Origin of the sequence: Streptomyces humidus, assembly GCF_014649655.1 — a bacterium.
Lineage (GTDB): Bacteria > Actinomycetota > Actinomycetes > Streptomycetales > Streptomycetaceae > Streptomyces > Streptomyces humidus.
On sequence record NZ_BMTL01000020.1, the window covers coordinates 22163 to 41787 of the forward strand.

19 protein-coding genes and 4 pseudogenes are annotated in these 19625 nt (G+C 69.8%); 11 read left to right on the plus strand and 12 right to left on the minus strand.

Features of this window, described 5'->3' with window-relative positions; translation table 11 throughout:
* Window positions 1-186 precede the first annotated feature (186 nt).
* The 4 genes and pseudogenes from IE239_RS23030 to IE239_RS23040 form a co-directional block, all read left to right on the plus strand.
* Window positions 187-1164 carry a magnesium transporter CorA family protein gene (locus IE239_RS23030; protein ID WP_190151273.1) on the plus strand — a complete coding sequence of 326 codons (978 nt, stop codon included), beginning with the start codon at window positions 187-189 and terminating at the stop codon, window positions 1162-1164.
* Between the two features lie 101 nt (window positions 1165-1265).
* Window positions 1266-1439, plus strand: coding sequence for an IS110 family transposase (locus IE239_RS42275; protein WP_229878254.1), 174 nt, complete (start codon window positions 1266-1268; stop codon window positions 1437-1439).
* A gap of 30 nt (window positions 1440-1469) precedes the next feature.
* Complete coding sequence (locus tag IE239_RS42280; RefSeq protein ID WP_268254528.1) at window positions 1470-2465, plus strand: IS110 family transposase; 996 nt, start codon at window positions 1470-1472, stop codon at window positions 2463-2465.
* Window positions 2405-2765 (plus strand): annotated as a pseudogene (locus IE239_RS23040) (ATP-binding cassette domain-containing protein); the annotation flags it as partial. The gene IE239_RS42280 and the pseudogene IE239_RS23040, both read left to right, overlap by 61 nt.
* Before the next feature lie 113 nt (window positions 2766-2878).
* On the opposite strand, the gene pyrH reads toward IE239_RS23040, so the two are convergent.
* Window positions 2879-3607 (minus strand): UMP kinase, encoded by a 729-nt coding sequence (pyrH, locus tag IE239_RS23045; RefSeq protein WP_190151274.1) that lies wholly within the window; start codon window positions 3605-3607, stop codon window positions 2879-2881.
* 417 nt (window positions 3608-4024) lie between these two features.
* Here pyrH and IE239_RS23050 point away from each other — a divergent pair, with 417 nt between their 5' ends.
* Together IE239_RS23050 and IE239_RS23055 are read left to right on the plus strand one after the other, a co-directional pair.
* Window positions 4025-4456, plus strand: a complete 432-nt coding sequence (locus IE239_RS23050; protein WP_190151275.1) for a DUF2267 domain-containing protein — start codon at window positions 4025-4027, stop codon at window positions 4454-4456.
* Window positions 4457-4710: 254 nt separating this feature from the next.
* Window positions 4711-5106 (plus strand): hypothetical protein, encoded by a 396-nt coding sequence (locus IE239_RS23055; RefSeq protein ID WP_190151276.1) that lies wholly within the window; start codon window positions 4711-4713, stop codon window positions 5104-5106.
* A gap of 177 nt (window positions 5107-5283) precedes the next feature.
* On the opposite strand, the gene IE239_RS23060 is transcribed toward IE239_RS23055, so the two are convergent.
* The 4 genes from IE239_RS23060 to IE239_RS23075 form a co-directional block, all read right to left on the minus strand.
* Window positions 5284-6312 carry a ribose-phosphate diphosphokinase gene (locus IE239_RS23060; protein ID WP_229878256.1) on the minus strand — a complete coding sequence of 343 codons (1029 nt, stop codon included), beginning with the start codon at window positions 6310-6312 and terminating at the stop codon, window positions 5284-5286.
* Between the two features lie 207 nt (window positions 6313-6519).
* Entirely contained in the window at window positions 6520-6717 is a 198-nt protein-coding gene (locus IE239_RS43290; RefSeq protein WP_190151277.1) for an RNA 3'-terminal phosphate cyclase, read from the minus strand.
* A 127-nt stretch (window positions 6718-6844) separates the two neighbouring features.
* A complete protein-coding gene (locus tag IE239_RS23070; RefSeq protein WP_229878257.1) occupies window positions 6845-7825 on the minus strand; it encodes a sigma-70 family RNA polymerase sigma factor in 981 nt (326 codons plus the stop codon).
* A 553-nt stretch (window positions 7826-8378) separates the two neighbouring features.
* The gene (locus IE239_RS23075) at window positions 8379-9707 is read right to left on the minus strand and encodes a phosphoribosyltransferase (protein ID WP_190151279.1); all 1329 of its coding nucleotides are present in this window, start codon (window positions 9705-9707) and stop codon (window positions 8379-8381) included.
* A 265-nt stretch (window positions 9708-9972) separates the two neighbouring features.
* Here IE239_RS23075 and IE239_RS23080 point away from each other — a divergent pair, with 265 nt between their 5' ends.
* Window positions 9973-10398 carry a CBS domain-containing protein gene (locus IE239_RS23080; protein ID WP_190151280.1) on the plus strand — a complete coding sequence of 142 codons (426 nt, stop codon included), beginning with the start codon at window positions 9973-9975 and terminating at the stop codon, window positions 10396-10398.
* A 274-nt stretch (window positions 10399-10672) separates the two neighbouring features.
* Here IE239_RS23080 and IE239_RS23085 read toward each other — a convergent pair whose 3' ends face one another.
* Window positions 10673-11566 carry a universal stress protein gene (locus tag IE239_RS23085; RefSeq protein WP_190151281.1) on the minus strand — a complete coding sequence of 298 codons (894 nt, stop codon included), beginning with the start codon at window positions 11564-11566 and terminating at the stop codon, window positions 10673-10675.
* 183 nt (window positions 11567-11749) lie between these two features.
* Here IE239_RS23085 and IE239_RS43295 point away from each other — a divergent pair.
* A pseudogene (locus tag IE239_RS43295) lies at window positions 11750-11872 on the plus strand (serine/threonine-protein phosphatase); the annotation flags it as partial.
* Window positions 11873-12137: 265 nt separating this feature from the next.
* Here the strand turns inward: IE239_RS43295 and IE239_RS23090 are convergent.
* Window positions 12138-12959 (minus strand): universal stress protein, encoded by an 822-nt coding sequence (locus IE239_RS23090; RefSeq protein ID WP_190151282.1) that lies wholly within the window; start codon window positions 12957-12959, stop codon window positions 12138-12140.
* Window positions 12960-13401: 442 nt separating this feature from the next.
* Between IE239_RS23090 and polX the strand changes: the two genes are divergently transcribed.
* On the plus strand, window positions 13402-15129 hold the full coding sequence (gene polX, locus IE239_RS23095) for a DNA polymerase/3'-5' exonuclease PolX (protein WP_190151283.1): 1728 nt from the start codon (window positions 13402-13404) through the stop codon (window positions 15127-15129).
* A 70-nt stretch (window positions 15130-15199) separates the two neighbouring features.
* Window positions 15200-15438, plus strand: a pseudogene (locus IE239_RS42290) (serine/threonine-protein phosphatase); the annotation flags it as partial.
* A gap of 61 nt (window positions 15439-15499) precedes the next feature.
* Here IE239_RS42290 and IE239_RS42295 read toward each other — a convergent pair.
* Window positions 15500-15784: pseudogene (locus tag IE239_RS42295) on the minus strand (hypothetical protein); the annotation flags it as partial.
* Between the two features lie 43 nt (window positions 15785-15827).
* On the opposite strand from IE239_RS42295, the gene IE239_RS23105 reads away from it, so the two are divergent.
* Window positions 15828-17240 (plus strand): amino acid permease, encoded by a 1413-nt coding sequence (locus tag IE239_RS23105; protein ID WP_190151284.1) that lies wholly within the window; start codon window positions 15828-15830, stop codon window positions 17238-17240.
* A gap of 389 nt (window positions 17241-17629) precedes the next feature.
* On the opposite strand, the gene IE239_RS23110 is transcribed toward IE239_RS23105, so the two are convergent.
* The 4 genes from IE239_RS23110 to IE239_RS23125 form a co-directional block, all read right to left on the minus strand.
* A complete protein-coding gene (locus IE239_RS23110) occupies window positions 17630-17839 on the minus strand; it encodes a hypothetical protein (RefSeq protein WP_190151285.1) in 210 nt (69 codons plus the stop codon).
* Window positions 17840-17960: 121 nt separating this feature from the next.
* Window positions 17961-18092: an Hsp20/alpha crystallin family protein gene (locus tag IE239_RS23115; protein ID WP_308435406.1), complete on the minus strand. Its 132-nt coding sequence runs from the start codon at window positions 18090-18092 to the stop codon at window positions 17961-17963.
* A 134-nt stretch (window positions 18093-18226) separates the two neighbouring features.
* Window positions 18227-18388 carry a hypothetical protein gene (locus tag IE239_RS23120; RefSeq protein WP_308435407.1) on the minus strand — a complete coding sequence of 54 codons (162 nt, stop codon included), beginning with the start codon at window positions 18386-18388 and terminating at the stop codon, window positions 18227-18229.
* A 305-nt stretch (window positions 18389-18693) separates the two neighbouring features.
* On the minus strand, window positions 18694-19578 hold the full coding sequence (locus IE239_RS23125; RefSeq protein ID WP_190151287.1) for a universal stress protein: 885 nt from the start codon (window positions 19576-19578) through the stop codon (window positions 18694-18696).
* Between the last annotated feature and the right edge of the window lie 47 nt (window positions 19579-19625).

The following is a 19625-nucleotide window of genomic DNA, read 5'->3' on the forward strand; positions in this document are numbered from 1 at the left end:
TAGCCGGGTACCCGCATTCCTGCCTTCGGACCGGCACCCTGGTGCTCGTCGGCCGGAGCCTGCGGATGTCGCCGGGCTTTGACGTCGTGAGATCCGCCCCGGAGGGTGGCCGCTGTCGATGAACCTGCCGCGCTGGCAATCAGGGCGAAGTGGCATGAAAGGGATATAAGACACTAGCCTCGGGCCATGGTGACGCGTACCCGGCTGTATCACGACGGCACTCTGGTCCTGGAGGACTTTCCCGTCGGTGACGTCCCTGCGCATCTCGCTGATCCGGCGTCGGTCCTGTGGCTGGACCTGCACCGGCCCGGAGCCGCTGAACTCACCATGCTCGGTCAGGAGTTCGGCATCCACGAACTGGCTCTGGAGGATGCCGCCCAGCGTGGACAGCGGCCGAAACTCGACCGCTATCGCACCCACGAGTTCCTCAGCGCCTACGCCGTGACCGTCAGCCCGGACGGTGCGCAGCTGACGTACAGCGAGATCGCCGTATTCCTCACCAGTCAGGCCATGATCACCGTCCGCAAGGACGACGGCCTCGACATCGAGGACGTCGTCGCCCGCTGGGACGAGAGCCCGGACCTGGCCGGCCACGGCGTCGGATTCCTGCTGCACGGTCTGCTCGACCATCTCGTGGACGGACACTTCGCCGCGGTCCAGCAACTGGACGACAGCATCGAGGAGTTGGAGGGCCTGCTCTTCGCGGCCGGGCGCCGTGAGATCGACGCCGTGCAGCGCCGGGTTTTCGCACTGCGTAAGTCGCTCGTCCGGCTGCGCCGTGTCGTGCTTCCGATGCGCGAGGTGGTCAACGGGCTCATGCGTCCCGGCCTGCATCTGATCACCGGCCCTCTCGTCCCGTACTACCAGGACGTCTACGACCACGTGCTGCGTGCGACCGAGTGGACGGAATCACTGCGGGACCTGGTGGCCTCGGTCATGGAGACGAACCTCTCGGTCCAGGCCAACAGCATGAATCTGATCATGAAGAAGGTGACGAGCTGGGCCGCGATCATCGCCGTTCCCACCGCGATCACCGGCTACTACGGCCAGAACCTCCCCTATCCCGGTTTCGGCCACGAGTCGGGATTCATCACCTCCGCCGCCGTCATCGTGCTCCTGTCCGCATTGCTGTATCTGACGTTCAAGCGCAAGGACTGGCTGTGACCGGCATCGGCGCCGGCGACCAGGTCCCGGAGGCAGGAAACTACCCAAGCGGGCGGGTGCCGTTCCACCCAGCACGTCACGCGCGGGAAAGGCCAACCACCATGACGACCAGACGGCGCAGTACCTCCTGCACCAGCACGGATCCACCTGTTCCCGGCGAAGTCGTCCTGGGCGTGGACACGCACGGCGAGGTTCACGTCGCCGCCGTGATCTCCCCGCTGGGGAAGGTCCTGGGCACCGAGTCCTTTCCGGCGACGGCGGCCGGCTATCGGTAGCTGCTCGTGTGGGCCCGCAAGCGGGGGACGGTGCGCCGGGCCGGCGTGGAGGGCACCGGCACCTTCGGCGCTGGCCTGTCCCGCTACCTGCTGGCGCAGCAGGTCGAGGTGTATGAGGTGAACCGGCCCGACCGCTCGGCCCGCCGGCTGCTGGGGAAGTCGGACCCGCTCGATGCGCAGGCCGCCGCGCGGGCAGTGCTCAGCGGTCGGGCCCGGGCCCGGGCCAAGTCCGGCGACGGTCCGGTGCGCAGCGCCCGGATGTTGAAACTCGGCAAGGACTCCGCGGTCAAGGCCCGTACCCAGGCGATCAACCAGCTCAAAGCCGTTCTGGTCATCGCCGATCCCGCCCTTCGGGAACAGCTGTCCAGCCTGGGCAACCGCGAGCTGTTCCGCACCTGCGCACGCCTCGGCCTACCCGGCGGCGGGGGTGACGAGGACGCGGTGACCCAGGCCACCCACCTGACGTTGCGCATGCTCGCAGAACGCATCGAGCAGCTCACCGGACAGATCGATGAGCTGAACCAACGCCTGACCCAGCTCGTTTCGCTTCCCCCTCCGGCAGCGGGGCGTGACGCCTGCGGCGGGACCGCCCGGTCGAGGATGAAGGCGGCTGCCCCCGTGGCGCGTCAGGGCCGCAACGATCGATCGACGGCGGGACTGATCCGCACGTCGGCAGGGAGCAGCGCCGAACTGGTCATCGTTCATCGGCGGAATTCCGCCTGGAGGACAGGTGGCTGTACTGCTGCGCCACCCCGACCCCGGCGCGCGGCCGTGCTCGGTTCCCTGCCGGTGATGGTGGCCGACGGGCCCGCACCCACCCGCCAGGCCGTGTCGCCCGTGGGGGCTCCGGGCATCGGTTCACACGCTTCGGCGACGGAGCGATTCCCGCACCAGGCAGGCCGGAACTGTCGGCAGTCCCGCATCCCTGACGGGAGGCTGGAGGCATCGGACATCTGCACGCTGCGCAGCAAAAACCGGTTGGCGCGCTGTCGGGCGGCGAGCAGAACCGGCTCAATCTCGCCCTGACCCTCAAGCAGGGGAGGAAATCTGCTGCTGCTCGACGAGCCGACCAACGACCTCGACGTGGAGAGCCTGGCCTCGCTGGAGAACGCCCTGCTCGGCTTCCCCGGCTGCGTCATGGTCACCGCCCATGACCGGTGGTTCCTGGACCGCACCGCCACCCGCATCCTGGCCTGGGAAGGGGGCGCCGACTGGTTCTGGTACGAGGGCAACTTCGCCGCCTGCCAGGCCAACAAGATCGACCGTCTGGGAGCCGAAGCAGCGCGCCCGCACCGCATCACCCACCACCGCCTCGCACGCCACTGAGCCCGCGCCACCGTACCCGGCGGCCGGGGCCACGCCCGCGCCGACAAGACGTCGCCGAGTTCGGCGATGCTGCGGCACGCAGCGCGCCGGTGCCGGCCGGGTGCTGCCGCGCGTCAGTCGGCGGTGATGCGGGTGCCGATATCGCGCCCTTCGCAGATCGCTGCCATGGCGCCCGCCGCCGCGACGTCGAAGACATGCATGAGCAGGCCCTGCTCCTCGGCCAGGACGAAGGCCGTGGTGTCCATCACCTTCACGCTCCGCTCCAGCGCCTCCCGGTAGGTGAGATGCTCGTACCGTTTCGCGTCCGGATGCGTCTTCGGATCGCTGTCGTAGACGCCGTCGACTCCGCGCTTGGCGACCAGCAGCGCATCGGCCGACAGCTCCAGGGACCGCTGCACCGCGGCGTAGTCGGCGGTGACATATGGCTGCCCGGTGCCTCCGGCCAGCAGCACGATCCGGCCGCGCCGCAGGTGCCGGTCCGCGCGCAGCCGGATGAACGGCTCGGCGACGCTCTGCATCGCAACGGCCGTCATGACCCGCACGTCCGGTTCGCTGCGCGCGGTGAGCGCACCCCACAGCATCAGGGCGTTCATCACCGTGCCGAGCATGCCGATGTCGTCCGCCTCGGCCCGCCCGATCCCCCAACTCCCGGCCAGCCGCCCCCGGAAGAGGTTGCCCCCTCCGACGACCACCGCGGTCTGCACACCGAGGTCGTGCACCGAGGCGACCTCGTCCGCCAGCCCAGCCAGGCAGACCGGATCGGTCCCGGTCCCGGCTGTCCCTGCTGTACCGGCGAACGCCTCGCCGCTGAGCTTGACCACGACACGCGCATAGCGGCCCACGGCTCTCCCTCCCTGCACCACAGGGTGACCCCGCCGCGTGTGGTACGAGCCCGGGTGCAGGGGGCATCACGTGATCGCCCGGCCGTACGGACAGGCACAAGACCATGCTCGGGCGGCTCCCCCGTCGGCGCACCCTGTCGGCGGCCACCCTGATGGTCCCTCGCGTGTGGCGCCCGTGATGCCGTGCAGTGCTGCGGCTGCCGACCGGTTCCGTCCGCCATAGCATGGAGCCCGTTAGAGAAATGCCACCGCGTGCACCCTGTGCTGCACATGTGGCACGCCACCGGACAGTCGCCGCCCGCACACCCGCCGCATCTGAATGAGCTGGCCGCTCTCCATACCGACCACGGTCCGCGCGGAGGCGCGCCATCCCGTGCAGCACAAGGCAGCCACGGACAAACCGGAAGGGAAAGACCCATGCCCCCCACACACCCGCCCGACTTCGAGCACGCCATCCACACCGCGAACATCTGGCTGAAAGCGACGTCGGAAGCTCTGGGAACCGACGACCGCCACCTCGCCCACCGGGTGCTGCGCACCTGGCTGCACACACTCCGCGACCGGCTCACCGTCGACGTGGCCGCCAACTTCGCCGCACAACTCCCCGAACTGCTGCGGGGCATCTACTACGACGGCTGGGACCCCAGCGCCGTACCGGTCAAGTACGACCGCGAAGGCTACGTCAACCGCTTCGTCCAGGAAGCCAAAGTCACGGCCGAAGAAGTCCCCCGGATCGCCCCAGCGGTCGCCGCCGTCGTACGCGAGCACGTCTCCCCCGGACAACTGGAGGCGGCGCTCAACCAGCTCCCGCACGACATCCGCGCGCTCCTCCTCCAGCCGACTGCCTGACCGGCTCCACGGGCTCGTCCGCGGTCGGCACGCAGGCGACGGCAGGGCGCGGGCCAGGGCCTGACGGTCACTCAGCATCGCAACTGCCATGCACCGCTCACTCATCCGGCGCAACCCGTTGACCGCGCACGAAGTCAACGGGTCGGGGATCGCCATCGTGGCCATCCGCCACCACCGCCAAACCGGACCACCTGCCCGCCCCGCCTGACAACACGTCAGGCGGGCGGAACGCCGCTCGCACACGGAAGCACAACATGACCGGTATCTACGCACTGATCCGTCCGGACGGCGGATTGGAGTACCGCGACGGCGTCCCCGACCAGATGTGCAAGGACGCCGACTCACACCACGGAGCGCCGGCCGCCTTCCCCGTCCAGCGCCCTGCCTGGGGCGTTAACGGCCTGCACGGCCACGTCGCCGACACGTCCGCCCTGGATGGCGGCGCATATCCGCCGAACCGCGTTGCCGGCCCGCTCCTGGCCGCCCTCGGTGGCCCGGACCAGTACGTCTTCGGCAACCTGACCATCTGCGGCAGCCGAACCACTCCCGGCACCGGAGAAGCAATCCTGTGCGGCCTCACCGAAGCACAGCAGCGGCTCATCCATGACGTCCACGCCACCGTCTCCAAGGAAGCCGAAAGCGCCGGATAGATTCGGCTGACGCTGCTACGAGGCCCGACGCACGCACTGGGTCGGCGTGGGATCCAAGTCCTCGCACAAGTCCGCGTCGTGGCGGCGGTAGGAGGCGGCATCCTGCGCTCCAGTGATCGATGGCCATCGAGGACGCTGATTCCTGTATGGGAGAACTGCGGCGTTCCGCTACACACGTCAGGAGCGCATCAGCAGAGCGTCCAGGGGCTCGCTGTTGTGCAGGCGGTTGATGGCGTCGGCGAGCAGCGGGGCCACGGACCGTACCTGGAGCGGCAGCGCCTGCGTCTGCCCTGTGGCGAGCGTGTCCGTGACGAGCACGCGGCGGAGCGGGAGCTGTGCGAGCCGGTCCCGGGCGTCTCCCGCCAAGAGGCCATGGGTCGCGGCAACGGTGATGTCCGGAGCGGCCCCGCAGGAGAGCAGGACGCGCACCGCCGCTTCCACCGTCGCGCCCGTACTGATCATGTCATCCACGATGACCGTGGGCCGACCTGCGACATCACCGACCAGTTCCTCGGCCTGCACACGCGTGCCCGACTCGCGGGTCTTGCGCACCACGGCCACGGGGCGCCGCAGCAGGCAGGCGTAGTGCTCGGCCAATTTGACCGCCCCGAAATCGGGCGACACCACCACAGCCGTACCGGGTGTCTCCTCGGCAAGCACGGCAGCGATGGCCGGCACCGCCGTCAGCATCTCCACCGGCATGCCGCACATCGCCTCCAGCGCGGCGGTGTGCGGGTCCACCACGACCAGCCGGTCCGCACCCGCAGCCTCAAGTGCCTCGGTCACGACCCGGGCTCCCACCGGCTGGCCTGCCCGCGTCCGGCGGTCCTGCCGGGCATAGCCGAAGTACGGCACGACGGCGGTGAGTCGGTCGGCACCACCTCGGTGGCAGGCATCGAGCAGCAGGAGCAACTCGATCAGGTGCTCGTTCACCGCAGGCCCCGTGGGCTGAACGACATACACGTCCTCGCCTTGCACCTGGCCGACATCGGGCCGCAGTTCACCATCCGGGAAGCGCTCCAGCTCGCAGGCCACCGGCGCAGTGCCCAGCGCCGCCGCGACAGCGTCGGCAAGCGCTCGATGAGCCGTACCCGCCACAACACCCACACTCATCGCTGCCTCCTCGCCCCGCCAGAGCCCGCCAGGATCGTGGGCATCGCTGGCCGCCTGCGGGTGGGACTTCTGGGTGCACCGCACCTTGAGCACCGCTGCGGCGAGAAAGACTCCGCTGATCGACGCCCCGGCCCAGCGTCACGTCACCGCAGAGGAAGAGGGGGTGACCAGGCCCTCGCGCATGGTCCCAGGCTAAGCGGTCAGGGCAGCGCCGTCCTCCGGTCACAGCGCCAGGAAGGCCCGGCGATACGCGCCAAAGCCCCTGTTCGCTGCGGGCACCAGTCGATCGTTGTTTACTGGCTATGAGCGGTGACCGGCAGGGCACACCGCCTCGACCGCGCAAAGGTGCTGATGTCGCAGTCCCGGACGCGGTCGGTGTGCCCGGACATGGCGCAGATGAACCGGGGTGCCCGTCACGGCCGCGCAGGCCACTGCCTGGCGAACGATCATGCCCGATCCGGAGCAAGCGCCTCCGTCGATCTCCAGCAGGGCGTTCATCAGGGCGTACTCCACACCTCTCTATACGTCTCGGTCCTGACCTCTCGGGGCGGCTTGGGGCGGTTCGACGCCCTGAGCGTTCTCAGCACGGTCCCTCGGGCGTCCGGCGTCCGCCGCCACATCGTCGTCAGCCTGCCCACGCGGCCAGCGGCGTGCGGTGCTCCGGGGCACGCAGCTGCGCCATGGCCTGCTTCTCGAGCCGGCGCACCCGCGCGGGAGTCAGCCCCACCTGGTCGGCGGTCTGCTTCACCGTCCGCGGCCGTCCGTTGTGGAAGCCGTAGCGCAGGGTGAGGACCAGCGCCTCCTGCGGCTGCAACCTGCCCATCATCGCGTGGAGTTGCTCGGCGAGGGCGCGGTACTCCGCGACCTCCGGCGCCTGCAGCACCTCGGTGTCCACGATCAGGTCACCGACGACGGTATCGCCCGCCTCACCCACCGGGGTGTCGAGACTGATCGCCTGCTGGCCCACCTCGCGCAGCCGGGTCACCTTCTCGCCGGCAAAGCCGCTCTCGGCCGCCACCTCCTCCACGGTCGGCTCGCGGCCCAGCGCCAGCTGCAGCCGACGCTCCACCCTGCCGAGCTTGCCGAGATCCTCCACGACCTCGAGGGGCAGCCGTACCGTCCTGGCATGGCGGGCCAGGCCCCGCTCGATCGCCTGCCGGATCCACCACGTCGCGTAGGTCGAGAACGTGTAGCCCTTGGTGTAGTCGAACTTCTCCACCGCCCTGATCAGGCCCAGGTTCCCCTCCTGGAGAACGTCCAGGAAGGGCAGGCCACGACGGCCGTAGCGTTTCCTGGCCATCGCGACGACCAGCCGCAGGTCGGCGCGGATCATATGGTCCTTGGCGTGCTGACCGTCGCGGGCCACTTCCTGAAGGTCACGACGCCTGCCAGCGAGGAGTTCCCGCCCGTCGGCGGCCTCGCGCGGCAGATGGTCGGCATACACCCCGGCCTCGATACGTTGGGCCAGGTCCACCTCTTCCGCGGCGCTGAGCAAGGGAGTGGAACCGATCTGCTTCAGGTACTGGCCCAGCAGGTCGGACGAGTCACCCGGCTCCACCGGCTCGGACCGGCGACGGGCCTCGACCACGCTGGTGTCCACCACCATGGCCATCACCCTCCACACGCACCCCGAGACGACTCCCCGCGGCGGAAGCCAGGGCGACCACGTCCTGGGTACCGTCCACGTCCAAGCTACGCGCGACGCACAGCCACGTCCCGTCGGCGACTCCTGCCCCGGGCAAACGCCCACCCGGCACGTCACCGCGCCACCAAATGCTGTCTCACCTGCGACAGGTCGACGGCCCCACGCGGTTCACCGCCCTACCTGCCGGCCCCTGGGCGGGCGAGCCGCAGCAACGAGCTCGTAGCCGATAGTGACGGCCAGGCGTCCGTCGGGCTTGCGCAGCAGCGTCAGCCCAGTCTCCTCTACATCTTGGCCAGGAGATCGTGGGAGTGTCGGCGTCCTACCGCCGCCATGCCGCGGATGGTTCGGTGTCCCGTCGGCCGTTCTCGTGGTTCGCGCGGCGGTGCTCACCGGGGCCGGCATACGGATCCTGGCGCTGGACACCAAAGACGCTCCGGCACGAGGTACAGGGGAAGCGCAGGGACCGTGCCGCTCCACCTGAGCACCCGCCTGTGACCGGAGCACGGGTCCAGCCTCAGGCCGCCGCATGCGGAACCGGGGCCATGTGGTCGGTGAACCAGTCACGGGCCAGCTCGGTCACCTGCTCAAGGGCGCCGGGCTCCTCGAAGAGGTGGGTGGCGCCGGGAACCACCGCGAGCCGGCTCTCGCAGCGCAGCCGGGCCTGCGCATCGCGGTTGAGGCCGAGCACCAACTCGTCGTGGCCCCCGACGATCAGCAGCGTGGGCGCCGTCACCGCCGGCAGCCGTGGCCCGGCCAGGTCGGGCCTGCCGCCCCTGGAGACGACCGCGGCGATCCGCGCCCCCGGCTCGCCGGCCGCCCACAACGCGGCGGCCGCGCCGGTGCTCGCACCGAAGTACCCGACAGCCAGCCCCTGGGTCTCCGGCTGACCGCGCACCCAGCCGGTGGCGTCCGCCAGACGCCGGGCCAGCAGCCCGGTGTCGAACACGTTGGCCCGGTCGATCTCCTCCTCCTCGGTGAGCAGGTCGAACAGCAGGGTGCCCAGCCCGGCCCGGTTCAGCCCGGCCGCGACGAACCGGTTACGGGGGCTGTGCCGGCTGCTGCCGCTGCCGTGCGCGAACAGCACGACTCCGGTCGCACCCTCGGGCACCGTCAACTGCCCACGCAGCACGGTCGCACCGGCCTGCACGTCCGCCTCCCGGTCCTCGGGCACGGCGTGATGCGACTCAGTCCGTCGGGTGCTCACCGGTCGGGCCATGGCCTCTTCCAGACAGGCGACGACCTCATGGTCGTCGGTCTGGGAGAAGTCGGCGTAGAACTCTCCGATCGCATAGAAGATCCGCGGGGTATGCAGGCATACCAGTTCGTCGGCGTCCCCGCCCAGTCGAGCGGTCCAGTCGTGCGGCGCCACAGGGACCGCCAGCACGATCCGTGCCGCTCCCCTGGCACGGGCGATCCGGCAGGCCGCGCGCGCCGTCGACCCCGTGGCCACCCCGTCGTCGACCACCAACACCGTGCGGCCCTTCAAGCCGACCGGTTCCCGCCCTTCCCGGTACCGCCGGGCGCGGCTCTGAAGCACTTCCCGCTCACGGGCCTCGACTTCGGCCAGTTCATCCGGGGTGATACGCGCGGTGCGCACCACGTCGTCGTTGATCACGCGTACGCCGCCCTCCCCGATCGCTCCCATCCCCAGCTCCGGCTGGAAGGGCACGCCCAGCTTCCGCACCAGGCAGACATCCAGCGGTGCGCCGAGCGCCTCGGCGACCTCTGCGGCGACCGGAACCCCTCCACGGGGCAAACCCAGCACCACCACCTCAGCCCCCTTGAGGTGCTCCAGCCGGGCGGCCAGTTGCCGGCCGGCATCACGACGATCCATGTAGAACACGATCCGACCTCCTTGTCCAGGACGAACACGGTGGGCGACGCGTGCGCCCCGTACCTCCATCCTCGCCCCCGCAGAGAACAGATGCGCACGGCAGCGAGACGCACCCCGGCCTCGCCTCGGATGCGGGGTGCAACGACCCGCGTGAGGATGGAGTACAGCTCAGGGCATCAGGAGGCGATCACGCGATCGGGCCGCGTGGCCAGCTTTCGCAAGCCAATCCAAGCCGTTCCGAGCCGACCCGATTCCCTGTCTTGAGGAGGCTTCCATGACCAGTGCACGAGACGTCATGCACACCGGGGCCGAGTGCGTGGGCGAGCACGAGACGCTGGACGCCGCAGCGCGCCGCATGCGGGACCTGGATGTGGGGGCGCTGCCGATCTGCGGTGACGACAACAAGCTGCATGGGATCATCACCGACCGGGACATCGTGGTGAAATGCCTGGCCGCCGACAGCGACCCGAAGAAGATGACCACGGGTGAACTGGCCCGGGGAAAGCCGTTCACGGCAACGGCGGACACGGACATCAAACACGTCCTGGAGACGATGGAGGAGCACCAGATCCGCCGACTGCCCATCGTCGACGAGGACAAGCAGCTGGTCGGCATGATCAGCGAAGCCGACCTGGCCCGCAACCTCCCCGACAAGGAGGTGGGCCGATTCGTCGAGGCCGTGGTGGCACGCAGCGTCTGACCAGCCGCTGCCGGAGGACGTCCCGACGAAGGACAGACGGTCCGCGGCGCGTGAATCGATCGTACGGACGGCCCGCACTGGCCGCGGGGGTGGACATGCCCCCGGAGAAGTACCGACGAGGTGCCGCGTGACTGTGCGGTCGACGGCACCTGGCCGCACGCCGGTCTCGCCGACGCCGCCTGTGTTGGCGCCCTCTGGCCTCCGCGGGGGCGACCTCCTCTGTCCGGAGGGCTGACGTGCGCTCGGGGCCGACGGGTTCTACCGTCGCGGTTGGTCAGGGCGTCCCGTTCCCGGCAGGGTGCGGCACGATGACGACCGGGCAGGGTGCATGGTGCATGAGGCCCTGGCTGACCGAGCCGAGCAGCAGTCCGGAGAATCCGCCCAGCCCGCGGCTGCCCGCCACCAGCAGCACCGCCCACTGGGCCGCGTCGCTGAGCACCCGTACCGGGTGGCCGCGGATCACCGCGTGCCGGAGTTCGACCTGGGGGTACTTCTCCTGCCAGCCTGCCGTGGACTCCGCCAGTACCCGCCGTGCCTCGTCCTGCGCGTCCTCCAAAGCCAAGTCGCGGAGGTGGGGCGGCTGCCAGGCCGACACCGCGATCACGCGGGCTTCGCGGAAGGCAGCCTCCTCGAAGGCGAACCGCACCGCCTCCATCGACACGGCCGAACCGTCCACCCCCACCACGACCTGGGGCGGAGCGTGCGACACGAGCTCCGGCTCGCGGACCACGACGACCGGGCACGGTGCGTGCGTGACCAGCGGCTGCCCCACCGCCTCGCGACTGAACAGATCCCGCACGATGCCGCGGTGGCGCGAGCCGATCACCACCATGGCGCTGCCCGGTGCCCGGGCCCGCAAGACGTCCGCCGGAGAGCCGTCGGCAAGCTCGGCGAGCACGGTGAGCCCCGGATGCCGTCCAACGGCAAAGTCCCGCGCCTCCTCCAGCACCGTCGCGTAGACGGTACGGACCGCCGGGCCCCACGACGTCCACAACGACGTCAGCTCGGCTGAGCTTTCCTCCAGCCCTGGCACGTCAACGGCGAGCACCACATGCAGCGGCAGACGCCGAAGCGCCGCCTCGTCCGCCGCCCAGGCCAGAGCCAGCCTGGCGCCCGGCGTGGCATCCACCCCGACGACAACCGCCCCTCGCGCACGCGACGTGCTCACGCTTCCGCTCCATTCTCAGCTCATGCACCGGCCGTTCGGGCATCCGTCCACGTGGTCTGGCATCCCGAAGTTGCGACACCCACAGCGGACGGCGCCCGTCCTGGACGGCGACCAGCCGCCCTGGAGCGTCCAGAGGGTCCTGCCGGTTGGGAACGCCTCTTGTCCGGTCGGTGACGGGACGTCCTCGACGGACTGCTGCGGGAGTACGACGACGGTCGGGCCGCCTTCGAACTGTGGAAGGCCGCCATCGCAGCTGGGGGACCCGACAACGTCACGCTCGCCGTGGTACGGATCGCGGACCAATGACCACCCGTCGGCCCGGACGCTTCACTCATGCGGGAGCAAAGGTCAGTGAAGCCCCGCCGAACCTGCGGCCACAGAGCCGCGTGGGGCAGACAACAGGGGCCTCTCGAACCCTGGCCGACGCCAGGGTTCGAGCGCCTGCCGTGCACGGGCGCGGGCACGCCGCCACCCGGCAGTCCGGCGCCCGCGGCAGCCCGTAGGACGGCTTGGGCGGGACTGTCGTTCAGCGCCACCGCCATGCCGCCTTGCGCGTCCGAGGCGGGCAGTGTCACGACCGGGCCGGTTGCGTGCGCGGACGGATAACCGCCATGGGACACAGGGAGTACTGGAGAAGGGCGTGGCTGACCGAGCCGAGGGCCAGCCCGCGGAAGCCGCCGCGACCGCGGGAGCCGACGACCAGCAGGTCGGACCGGTCGGAGGCACGGGCCAGGGCGAGAACCGGGGATTCGTGTGCCAACTCCTCCACGACCTCCACATCCGGATGATCCTGGCGCAGCGGAGCAAGCCACTCCTGCAGCGCACGCCGGTGTTCCGCGTCGATCTCGTCCTGGGCAAGACTGACCGGCGCGGGCCCTCCGGAGGGACTCCAGGCGTACAGTGCCTGAAGCTGTGCACCGCGCAAGGATGCCTCCTTGAAGGCGTACTCCAGAGCGGCCTGGGAGTGAGCCGAACCGTCGGCACCGACGGTGACGCGGCCCTGGTCGAGAGGAACGTGGTTGACGACGACCACCGGGCTCGCGGCATGTCCGACGACCTGCAGGGCGACCGAACCGAGCATCACGGTCCCGAAGCTTCCTCTGCCCTTGGCACCCAGAGCCACGGTGTGCGCCCGCTCGGACTCGGAGAGGAATGCGGCCGCCGGCGTGCCGTCGAACTCGGCAGAGATCACCTCCAGCTCGGGGTGGGCTTGCTTGGCAATCGCGGTGGCCTCACTCATGATCCGGGAATCCGGCACGGGACCGGGCTCGAGGGACAGCACGTGGACAATGCGCAGTGGGCAATGGTGCAGTGATGCCTCTTGCGCAGCCCACAGCAGAGCCCGCAGGCTGCGCCCGGAGCCGTCGACCCCGACCACGATCGGATCAGTCATCGCCTCTCCCGGGGATTCATGCCGAATTCCTTGGGCGCCGCCGGACCGGTGCAGTTCGCCGGGATCGCGGCGGATCCTGGTGATGCCCTCCTCCGGCTGCCGCATGCGGCCCGCCGTGGAGCAGGCTCCCTTCCTCTCCCTTCCACAGTCCCGCATGCGCACTGCGCGGGCATCCCGGGGCCGGGTGAGGCAATCCCAGACCGCATTGCCTCAGACCTCTCGCTGCGCGGATCCTCCTGACTTCCAGTACACCCTTGGGCCCACGACTTCGGTGCGCTGGAGGGCTGGAGGGGCCTGGTGTCGGTGGCCAGTCGCGATTCTTGGTGACCGCTGTCAGCCTCGAGAGCACTTCGAAGTGCGACCACCTCTGTCCGGTCGTAGTGCCGCCGGGCACCTGCCCTCAACTGGCATGCCGGACAGATCGGTTCCTAGACTGTGAGACGTGGTCCGGCCCAACGAGGAGGTCGAGGCGCTCCTTCAGGAGTACGCGGACCTCATCGCCATCACCGGAGGCGAGGCGTTCAAAGCGCGCGCCTACGAAAAGGCCGCCCGCGCGATCGGCGGTCATCCCGCCGACGTCTCCCACCTCGACGTCGCGGGTCTGAAAGAGATCCCGGGTGTGGGCAGGTCCATCGCCGAGAAGGTCATCGAGTACTTCCGCACCGGCCATGTCACGGTGGTCGAGGAGCGGCGGGCCCGGATTCCCGCAGGGGTACGGCAGCTCATCACCATCCCCACCCTCGGCCCCAAGAAGGCGACGGTCCTCTACGAGGATCTGCACATCTCCTCGGTGAGCGAGCTGGCCGACGCCATCAAGTCGGAGAAACTGCGCGACCTGAAGGGCTTCGGGGAGAAAACCGAGGAGAACATCCTGCACGGCATCGCCCTCATGCAGCAGGCAGGAGGGCGGATCCTGCTGAGCACCGCCATGGAGGCGGCCGAGGACATCGTCGCCGAACTCTCCCGGATCACCGGCTGTGAACACTGCGCCTACGCCGGTTCACTGCGCCGCATGAAGGAAACCATCGGCGACATCGACATCCTGGTCGCCGCCCGCCGGTCGGCCCCCTTCATGGACGCCCTCACCGAACTGCCCTCCACCGCCGAGGTCATCGCACACGGCGAGAAGAAGACCTCGATCCGTACCGTCAAGGGCGTCCAGGTCGACCTGCGTGTGGTACGGCCGGAATCGTGGGGCTCCGGGATGCAGTACTTCACCGGCTCCAAGGCGCACAACATCCGCACCCGCACGATCGCCGTCCACCTGGGGCTGAAGCTCTCCGAGTACGGCCTGTTCGAAACCGACGGCGGCAAGCGGGTCGCCTCCCGCTCCGAGGACGAGGTGTACGCCCGGCTCGGCCTGCCCTGGATCCCACCCCCGCTGCGCGAGGACCGAGGCGAGATCGAAGCCGGTCTGCGCGGCGAGCTGCCCGAGGTGGTGACCGAGCAGGACATCCGCGGCGACCTGCACACCCACACCGACCTCACCGACGGCCTCGCCCCGCTGGAGGAGATGGTGTCGGCTGCCGCCGTACGCGGATACGCGTACTACGCGATCACCGACCACGCACCGAACCTGTACATGCAGCGCATGACCGACGAGAAGATCCTCGCCCAGCGCGCGCACGTGCGGGAACTGGACGGCAGGCACCACGGAATGCGGCTGCTGCACGGCACCGAGCTCAACATCGGCCCCGAAGGGGAGGTCGACTGGCCCGGCGAGTTCCTCGAAGGCTTCGACATCTGCGTCGCCTCGGTGCACTCCCACTTCAACCTCGGCCGGGACGCGATGACCCGGCGGCTCGTACGCGCCTGCGAGAACCCCCACGTCAACGTCATCGGCCACCCCACCACCCGTCTGATCGGTAAACGGCCGGGCATCGACGCCGACTGGGACGAGGTCTTCGCCGCCTGTGCCCGCACCGGCACCGCCCTGGAGGTCAACGCCCAGCCCGACCGCCTCGACCTGGGCGACGAGGACATCCTCCGCGCCAGGAGCCACGGGGCGAAGTTCGCCATCGACACCGACGCCCACTCGGTCCCCACCCTCGCGTACCTCCGCTACGGAATCGGCACGGCACAACGCGGATGGCTCACCCCCGACGATGTGATCAACACGTGGCCACTGCGGCGACTGCGCGGGTTCCTGCGCAAGTGCCGGGCGACATGAGACCGCACAGGCATGGGGAATCGACGGTCACACGACCCACGGGTCCGGTAGGCGAAGGCGGTGGCGTCCGGTGACGTACGTCGCTGTGAGCGCGCTGAGCCACCCGGGGCTGATGCGCGGCCGGAACAGGACAGCCTGGTCGTCGGGCCGTGGACGCTGTGCGCCGCCGTGACCGAGAGTCCGCAGACACTGGTGTTCCCACTGGGTACGCCGCTGGTCGCCGCGGTCGCCGACGGGCTGGGCGGCCAGCCCGGCGGCGAGGTGGCCAGGGCCCTGGTCGTCGGCCGGCTCGCGTCGACCGGCCCCGCCCGTCCAGCCCGCGTGGGCCGAAGTCGAGGACGTAATCGTTGGCCAGGACGCAGACATCGGGGGGCGCGGCCAGGTAGGGGAAATTGGCGGGGTTCATCCGGTAGTGCACGTCCTTGTCGGGGGCGAACTCGCCGTCGCGCGTGACGCTGGTCTCCAGGTTGACCACGCGGACGTCGGGGCGGCCTCGTCCAGGACCCGCAGGGCGTCGCCCCACGGCCAGGCGAAGCCGACGGGACGGGGAATCGGGCCGTACGCGGAGGCAGGCGACGAGAACGCCGACCGTTACTCGGACCTCGTCCAGGACCGGGTGCGTCGTCTTCTGTACGGACAGGGGCCGGGTCATCATGATCGGCCGTCAGTGACTGCCGTGCGGGAAGAGGTGAGGTCCATTGGCCGGACTCGGAATGGGCCGGGGCGTCCTGCGCCGCAAGCCCATCGAACACATCGAGGAGACCGAGGTCACCGAGGGCACGCAACTGGAACGGTCCCTGGGGCTGTGGCAGCTGACCGCAATCGGCATGGGCGGCATCATCGGCGCGGGCATCTTCGCGCTGGCGGGCGCGGTAGCAGGCAGCACGGCCGGCCCCGCCGTGGTGGTGTCGTTCCTCATCGCGGGCGCGGCGAGCGCCGCCGCGGCGCTGTGCTACGCGGAGTTCGCGGGCCTGATCCCGAAGGCGGGATCGGCCTACACCTACGGGTACGCGGTGCTCGGTGAACTCGCGGGCTGGTTCATCGGCTGGGATCTGCTGCTCGAATACACGGCGATCGTCGCCGTGGTCGCCATCGGCATCTCGGGATACTTCGGTTTCCTGGTCGGCGAAACGGGCCTCGATCTGTCGGCGTGGATGCTGGGAGCTCCTGGTACGGGGGCCGGGCATCGGGTTGACCTGTTCGCCGCCCTGTTGTGTCTGCTGATCGCGTATCTGCTGAACCTGGGCATCAGGAGCGCGGCGCGCTTCGAGACCACTGTGGTGGTGCTGAAGCTCCTGGTTGTGCTGCTGGTCATCGGCGTCGGTGTCTTCCACATCAACACCGCGAACTACCACCCGTTCTTCCCCTTCGGCGTCGGCGGAGCGTTCACCGGAGCCGCGACCGTCTTCTTCGCCGTGTTCGGGTTCGACGCCATGAGCACCGCCGCCGAGGAGTCCAAGGACGCCCGGCGCCACATGCCGAAGGCGATCATCTACTCGCTCGCCATCTCGATGGTGCTCTACGTGGCGGCCTGCCTGGTGCTGGCCGGCATGCAGAACTACCAGGACATCGACCCGGAGAGCGGGTTCTCAACGGCGTTCAAGTCCGTGGGGCTCAGTGGCATCGCGGACGTCATCGCGGTCGGCGCGATCATCGGCATCCTCACCGTGATGTTCACCTTCATGCTGGGCGTCACACGTGTGTGGTTCTCGATGAGCCGCGACGGGCTCCTGCCGAAGTGGTTTGCCAAGACGCATCCCACGCGGCACGTGCCCACGCGTGTGACCTGGATCGTCGGAGGAACGTCGGCGGCCATCGCCGGATTTCTGCCGATCGCCGAGGCGGCCGAGCTGACCAACATCGGCATCCTGCTGGCGTTCGTCGTGGTGTGCGTGGCGGTCATCGTCTTGCGGTACCGGCAGCCGGAGTTGCCGCGCACCTTCCGCACGCCCGGGATGCCCGTGGTGCCGGCGGTCGGGATCGTCTTCTCGCTCTGGCTCATCACCTTCCTGCACTGGCAGACGTGGGTGCGCTTTGCTGTGTGGTTCGTGATCGGGCTCGGTGTGTACTTCGGATACTCCTGTCGACACTCGGAGTTGGCACGGCGGTAGAGGAGCAACGCCCGGTCGCCGAAGAGGAGGCGACCAGAGCAGGAACCCACCCCCGCCCTCCTGCCGGCCGCCTGACCGCTCGGGACGGCCACCGGCAGGGGACACCCCCACAGATGCGCGTCTTGCCCCGCATTCCGGGATCGCTTCTGCGCCAGGGGCGCCTCCGCCCAGCGGTATGCGGCCGGGGCCGTGGCCGTGGCCGGCAGCCACCGGGCCCGGACCGCCGATATGGCAGCGGACACGCTTGGGGACAGCGGTCGCATACGCACCTGCGGCGGTGTGACGGGGACGACGGTGAGTATGCGGCCGCAGCGGTCGGCGCTGTACCACCGTTGCGGAGGTCAGCCAGCGCCGTACGGGGTCGGCCGCCGCGCCGCAAGTACTGGCGATCACCGCCGGGGCGTGTCAGCCCGTCCGCCGCCATCGACGACCAGAAGCCGTCCGGTCAGCTCGGCCCGCCCCGCCCCCATGAGGAACGCTGAATGGTGAACGCGGAGGGCGCCATGCCGCGGGTCGGCGTCCTTGCGCATCCGGTCCGGGACACCCTCGCGGAACTCCGGGCTCCCGGCGGGACTGATCAGGGCATAGGTACCGGTCATGGTCCGTACGCTTTCGTCGACCGCACATCGGCTGACGCGAGGTACCGCACGTGAATCGGGGTCGGACAGCGATCGCGCCGCCCGCCCTGCTGCACATGTCGGCTCGTGCCGCGGCGCCCCGTCAGGCTCCAGTGATCTCGATGTGCCGTGGCTCGGCGGCCCGGGCCTTGGGGACGGTCACGGTGAGTATCCCGTCGGCGAGGGTCGCTTTGATCTCTTCGGCCTTGACGTCGGTGGGCAGCAGCGCCCGCAACTCCAGGCCGAGGACGGATCGCGAACCCTCGGCCGGTACCGCGATCCGCGTTTCCGGCCGCTGTCCCCAGCCCTACAAGGCCCTCGTCCCCCTCGCCGCCCGGTGAGACGACAGACCGGTACGAACAACTGCTCCTACGGTTCCACGCGCCACATTCTTGAATCGCCGCCACGCCACTCGACCAGATCCGGATCATCGATCCCCATGTGCGCTTCCGGCATGCCAGAACGACGCAGAAACTCCACAACATCGAGCAGGTGATAGGCCGTACCCACCTGCTCGCCACGAATCGTCACCCGCCTCCCGGCATCCGACCCTGGCGGATGCACGACCACAGGTGCATGTCGAGTCACCATCCCAGCCTCACCCTGACCGTTCCCTGCCGCAAGTTCTGACCGTTCCCTGCCGCAAGTTGCTGTCCGCGGGGCGTCCATCCAAGTCACCCGGGGCACGTCATCACGTTCCTGCAGCGTTCCGAGCACCGGTTCGTCGACCCGGTGCTCGCAAGCTCGGCGCCCGGCAGAAGCGGGCAGAGCCCGCGTCCTGATCCGGCTGCGGGACAACAGCAACCGGGCGGTTCCCGGTCGTCAGTCAGCAGCAGTCAGCCGCGTGGGACGACAGCGACCGGGCAGTGCGCGTGCTGCAGCACGGCGTGTGTGACCCGGCCCAGCGCACGGCCTACGTGGTGGGCGGGCCTGCGTGCGCCCACGACGACGAGCTCCGCGTGCAGGGACGCCGCGACCAGTTCACCAGCCGGCGAGGGGACCCTCACCACCTCTTCGGTCACCTTGATGTCCGGGAACTCCTCCCGGACGGAGCCGAGCATGCGGGTACTCGCAGCGGCCTCCGCCTCCACGGCCACCCGCACCACGTCGGCCATGGGCGCCATACTCCCGACGTACTGGAGGTAGGTCCACGTACTCAACAGACGTAGCGATGCCTTACGCCGCCTGGCCGTCTCCCCGGCAAAGCGCACCGCCTCCAGGTCCTCTTCGTCCCGTACGCCCACCACGACCACCCCGCTCGGCGGCCGTTCCGTACCACGCACGACGACCACAGGGCACCCCGCCTGTCCGGCCACCGTCAGCCCGACCGATCCCAGCAACAGCGTGGAGAAACCGCCCAGCCCCCGCGAACCCACGACGATCGTCACCGCAGGAGCCTCGACACCCTCGGCTTGCGGAGCCGTCGCCGCGGCCGCCCGCAGCAGGCTGTCGGCCGCGGGCTCCCGGCCGACCTCCGTGGAGACCGCCAGGCCGGGCGCCCTGTCGGAGGCTGCTGCGGCGGCCTCGCCCAGCAAGGACCGGGCCGCCTCGCGGACCCGCCGCGCGGTGTCGGCGGACAGGCGTTCCGACAAATCGAGATCGACGGCGCACACGATGTGCAGGGGTTGGTGCCGGAGGGCGGCCTCCTGCGCCGCCCACAGCACCGCGCGTGCCGCTCCGGCCGAACCGTCCGTCCCTACCACCACCGGCCCCTCAGACATACCTCACCAGCTCCTCCCGGCACCAAGCAGAACCCGCCGTCCCAGCC

Excerpts from the sequence above, each read along its gene's own strand:
- IE239_RS23090 (WP_190151282.1), bottom strand. The coding sequence starts at position 12,959 with ATGACTGATCCGATCGTGGTCGGGGTCGACGGCTCCGGGCGCAGCCTG.
- IE239_RS23055 (WP_190151276.1), top strand. The coding sequence starts at position 4,711 with ATGACCGGTATCTACGCACTGATCCGTCCGGACGGCGGATTGGAGTAC.
- IE239_RS23070 (WP_229878257.1), bottom strand. The coding sequence starts at position 7,825 with ATGGTGGTGGACACCAGCGTGGTCGAGGCCCGTCGCCGGTCCGAGCCG.
- IE239_RS43290 (WP_190151277.1), bottom strand. The coding sequence starts at position 6,717 with ATGAACGCCCTGCTGGAGATCGACGGAGGCGCTTGCTCCGGATCGGGC.
- IE239_RS23080 (WP_190151280.1), top strand. The coding sequence starts at position 9,973 with ATGACCAGTGCACGAGACGTCATGCACACCGGGGCCGAGTGCGTGGGC.
- IE239_RS23030 (WP_190151273.1), top strand. The coding sequence starts at position 187 with ATGGTGACGCGTACCCGGCTGTATCACGACGGCACTCTGGTCCTGGAG.
- IE239_RS42275 (WP_229878254.1), top strand. The coding sequence starts at position 1,266 with ATGACGACCAGACGGCGCAGTACCTCCTGCACCAGCACGGATCCACCT.
- IE239_RS23125 (WP_190151287.1), bottom strand. The coding sequence starts at position 19,578 with ATGTCTGAGGGGCCGGTGGTGGTAGGGACGGACGGTTCGGCCGGAGCG.
- IE239_RS23110 (WP_190151285.1), bottom strand. The coding sequence starts at position 17,839 with ATGACCGGTACCTATGCCCTGATCAGTCCCGCCGGGAGCCCGGAGTTC.
- IE239_RS23050 (WP_190151275.1), top strand. The coding sequence starts at position 4,025 with ATGCCCCCCACACACCCGCCCGACTTCGAGCACGCCATCCACACCGCG.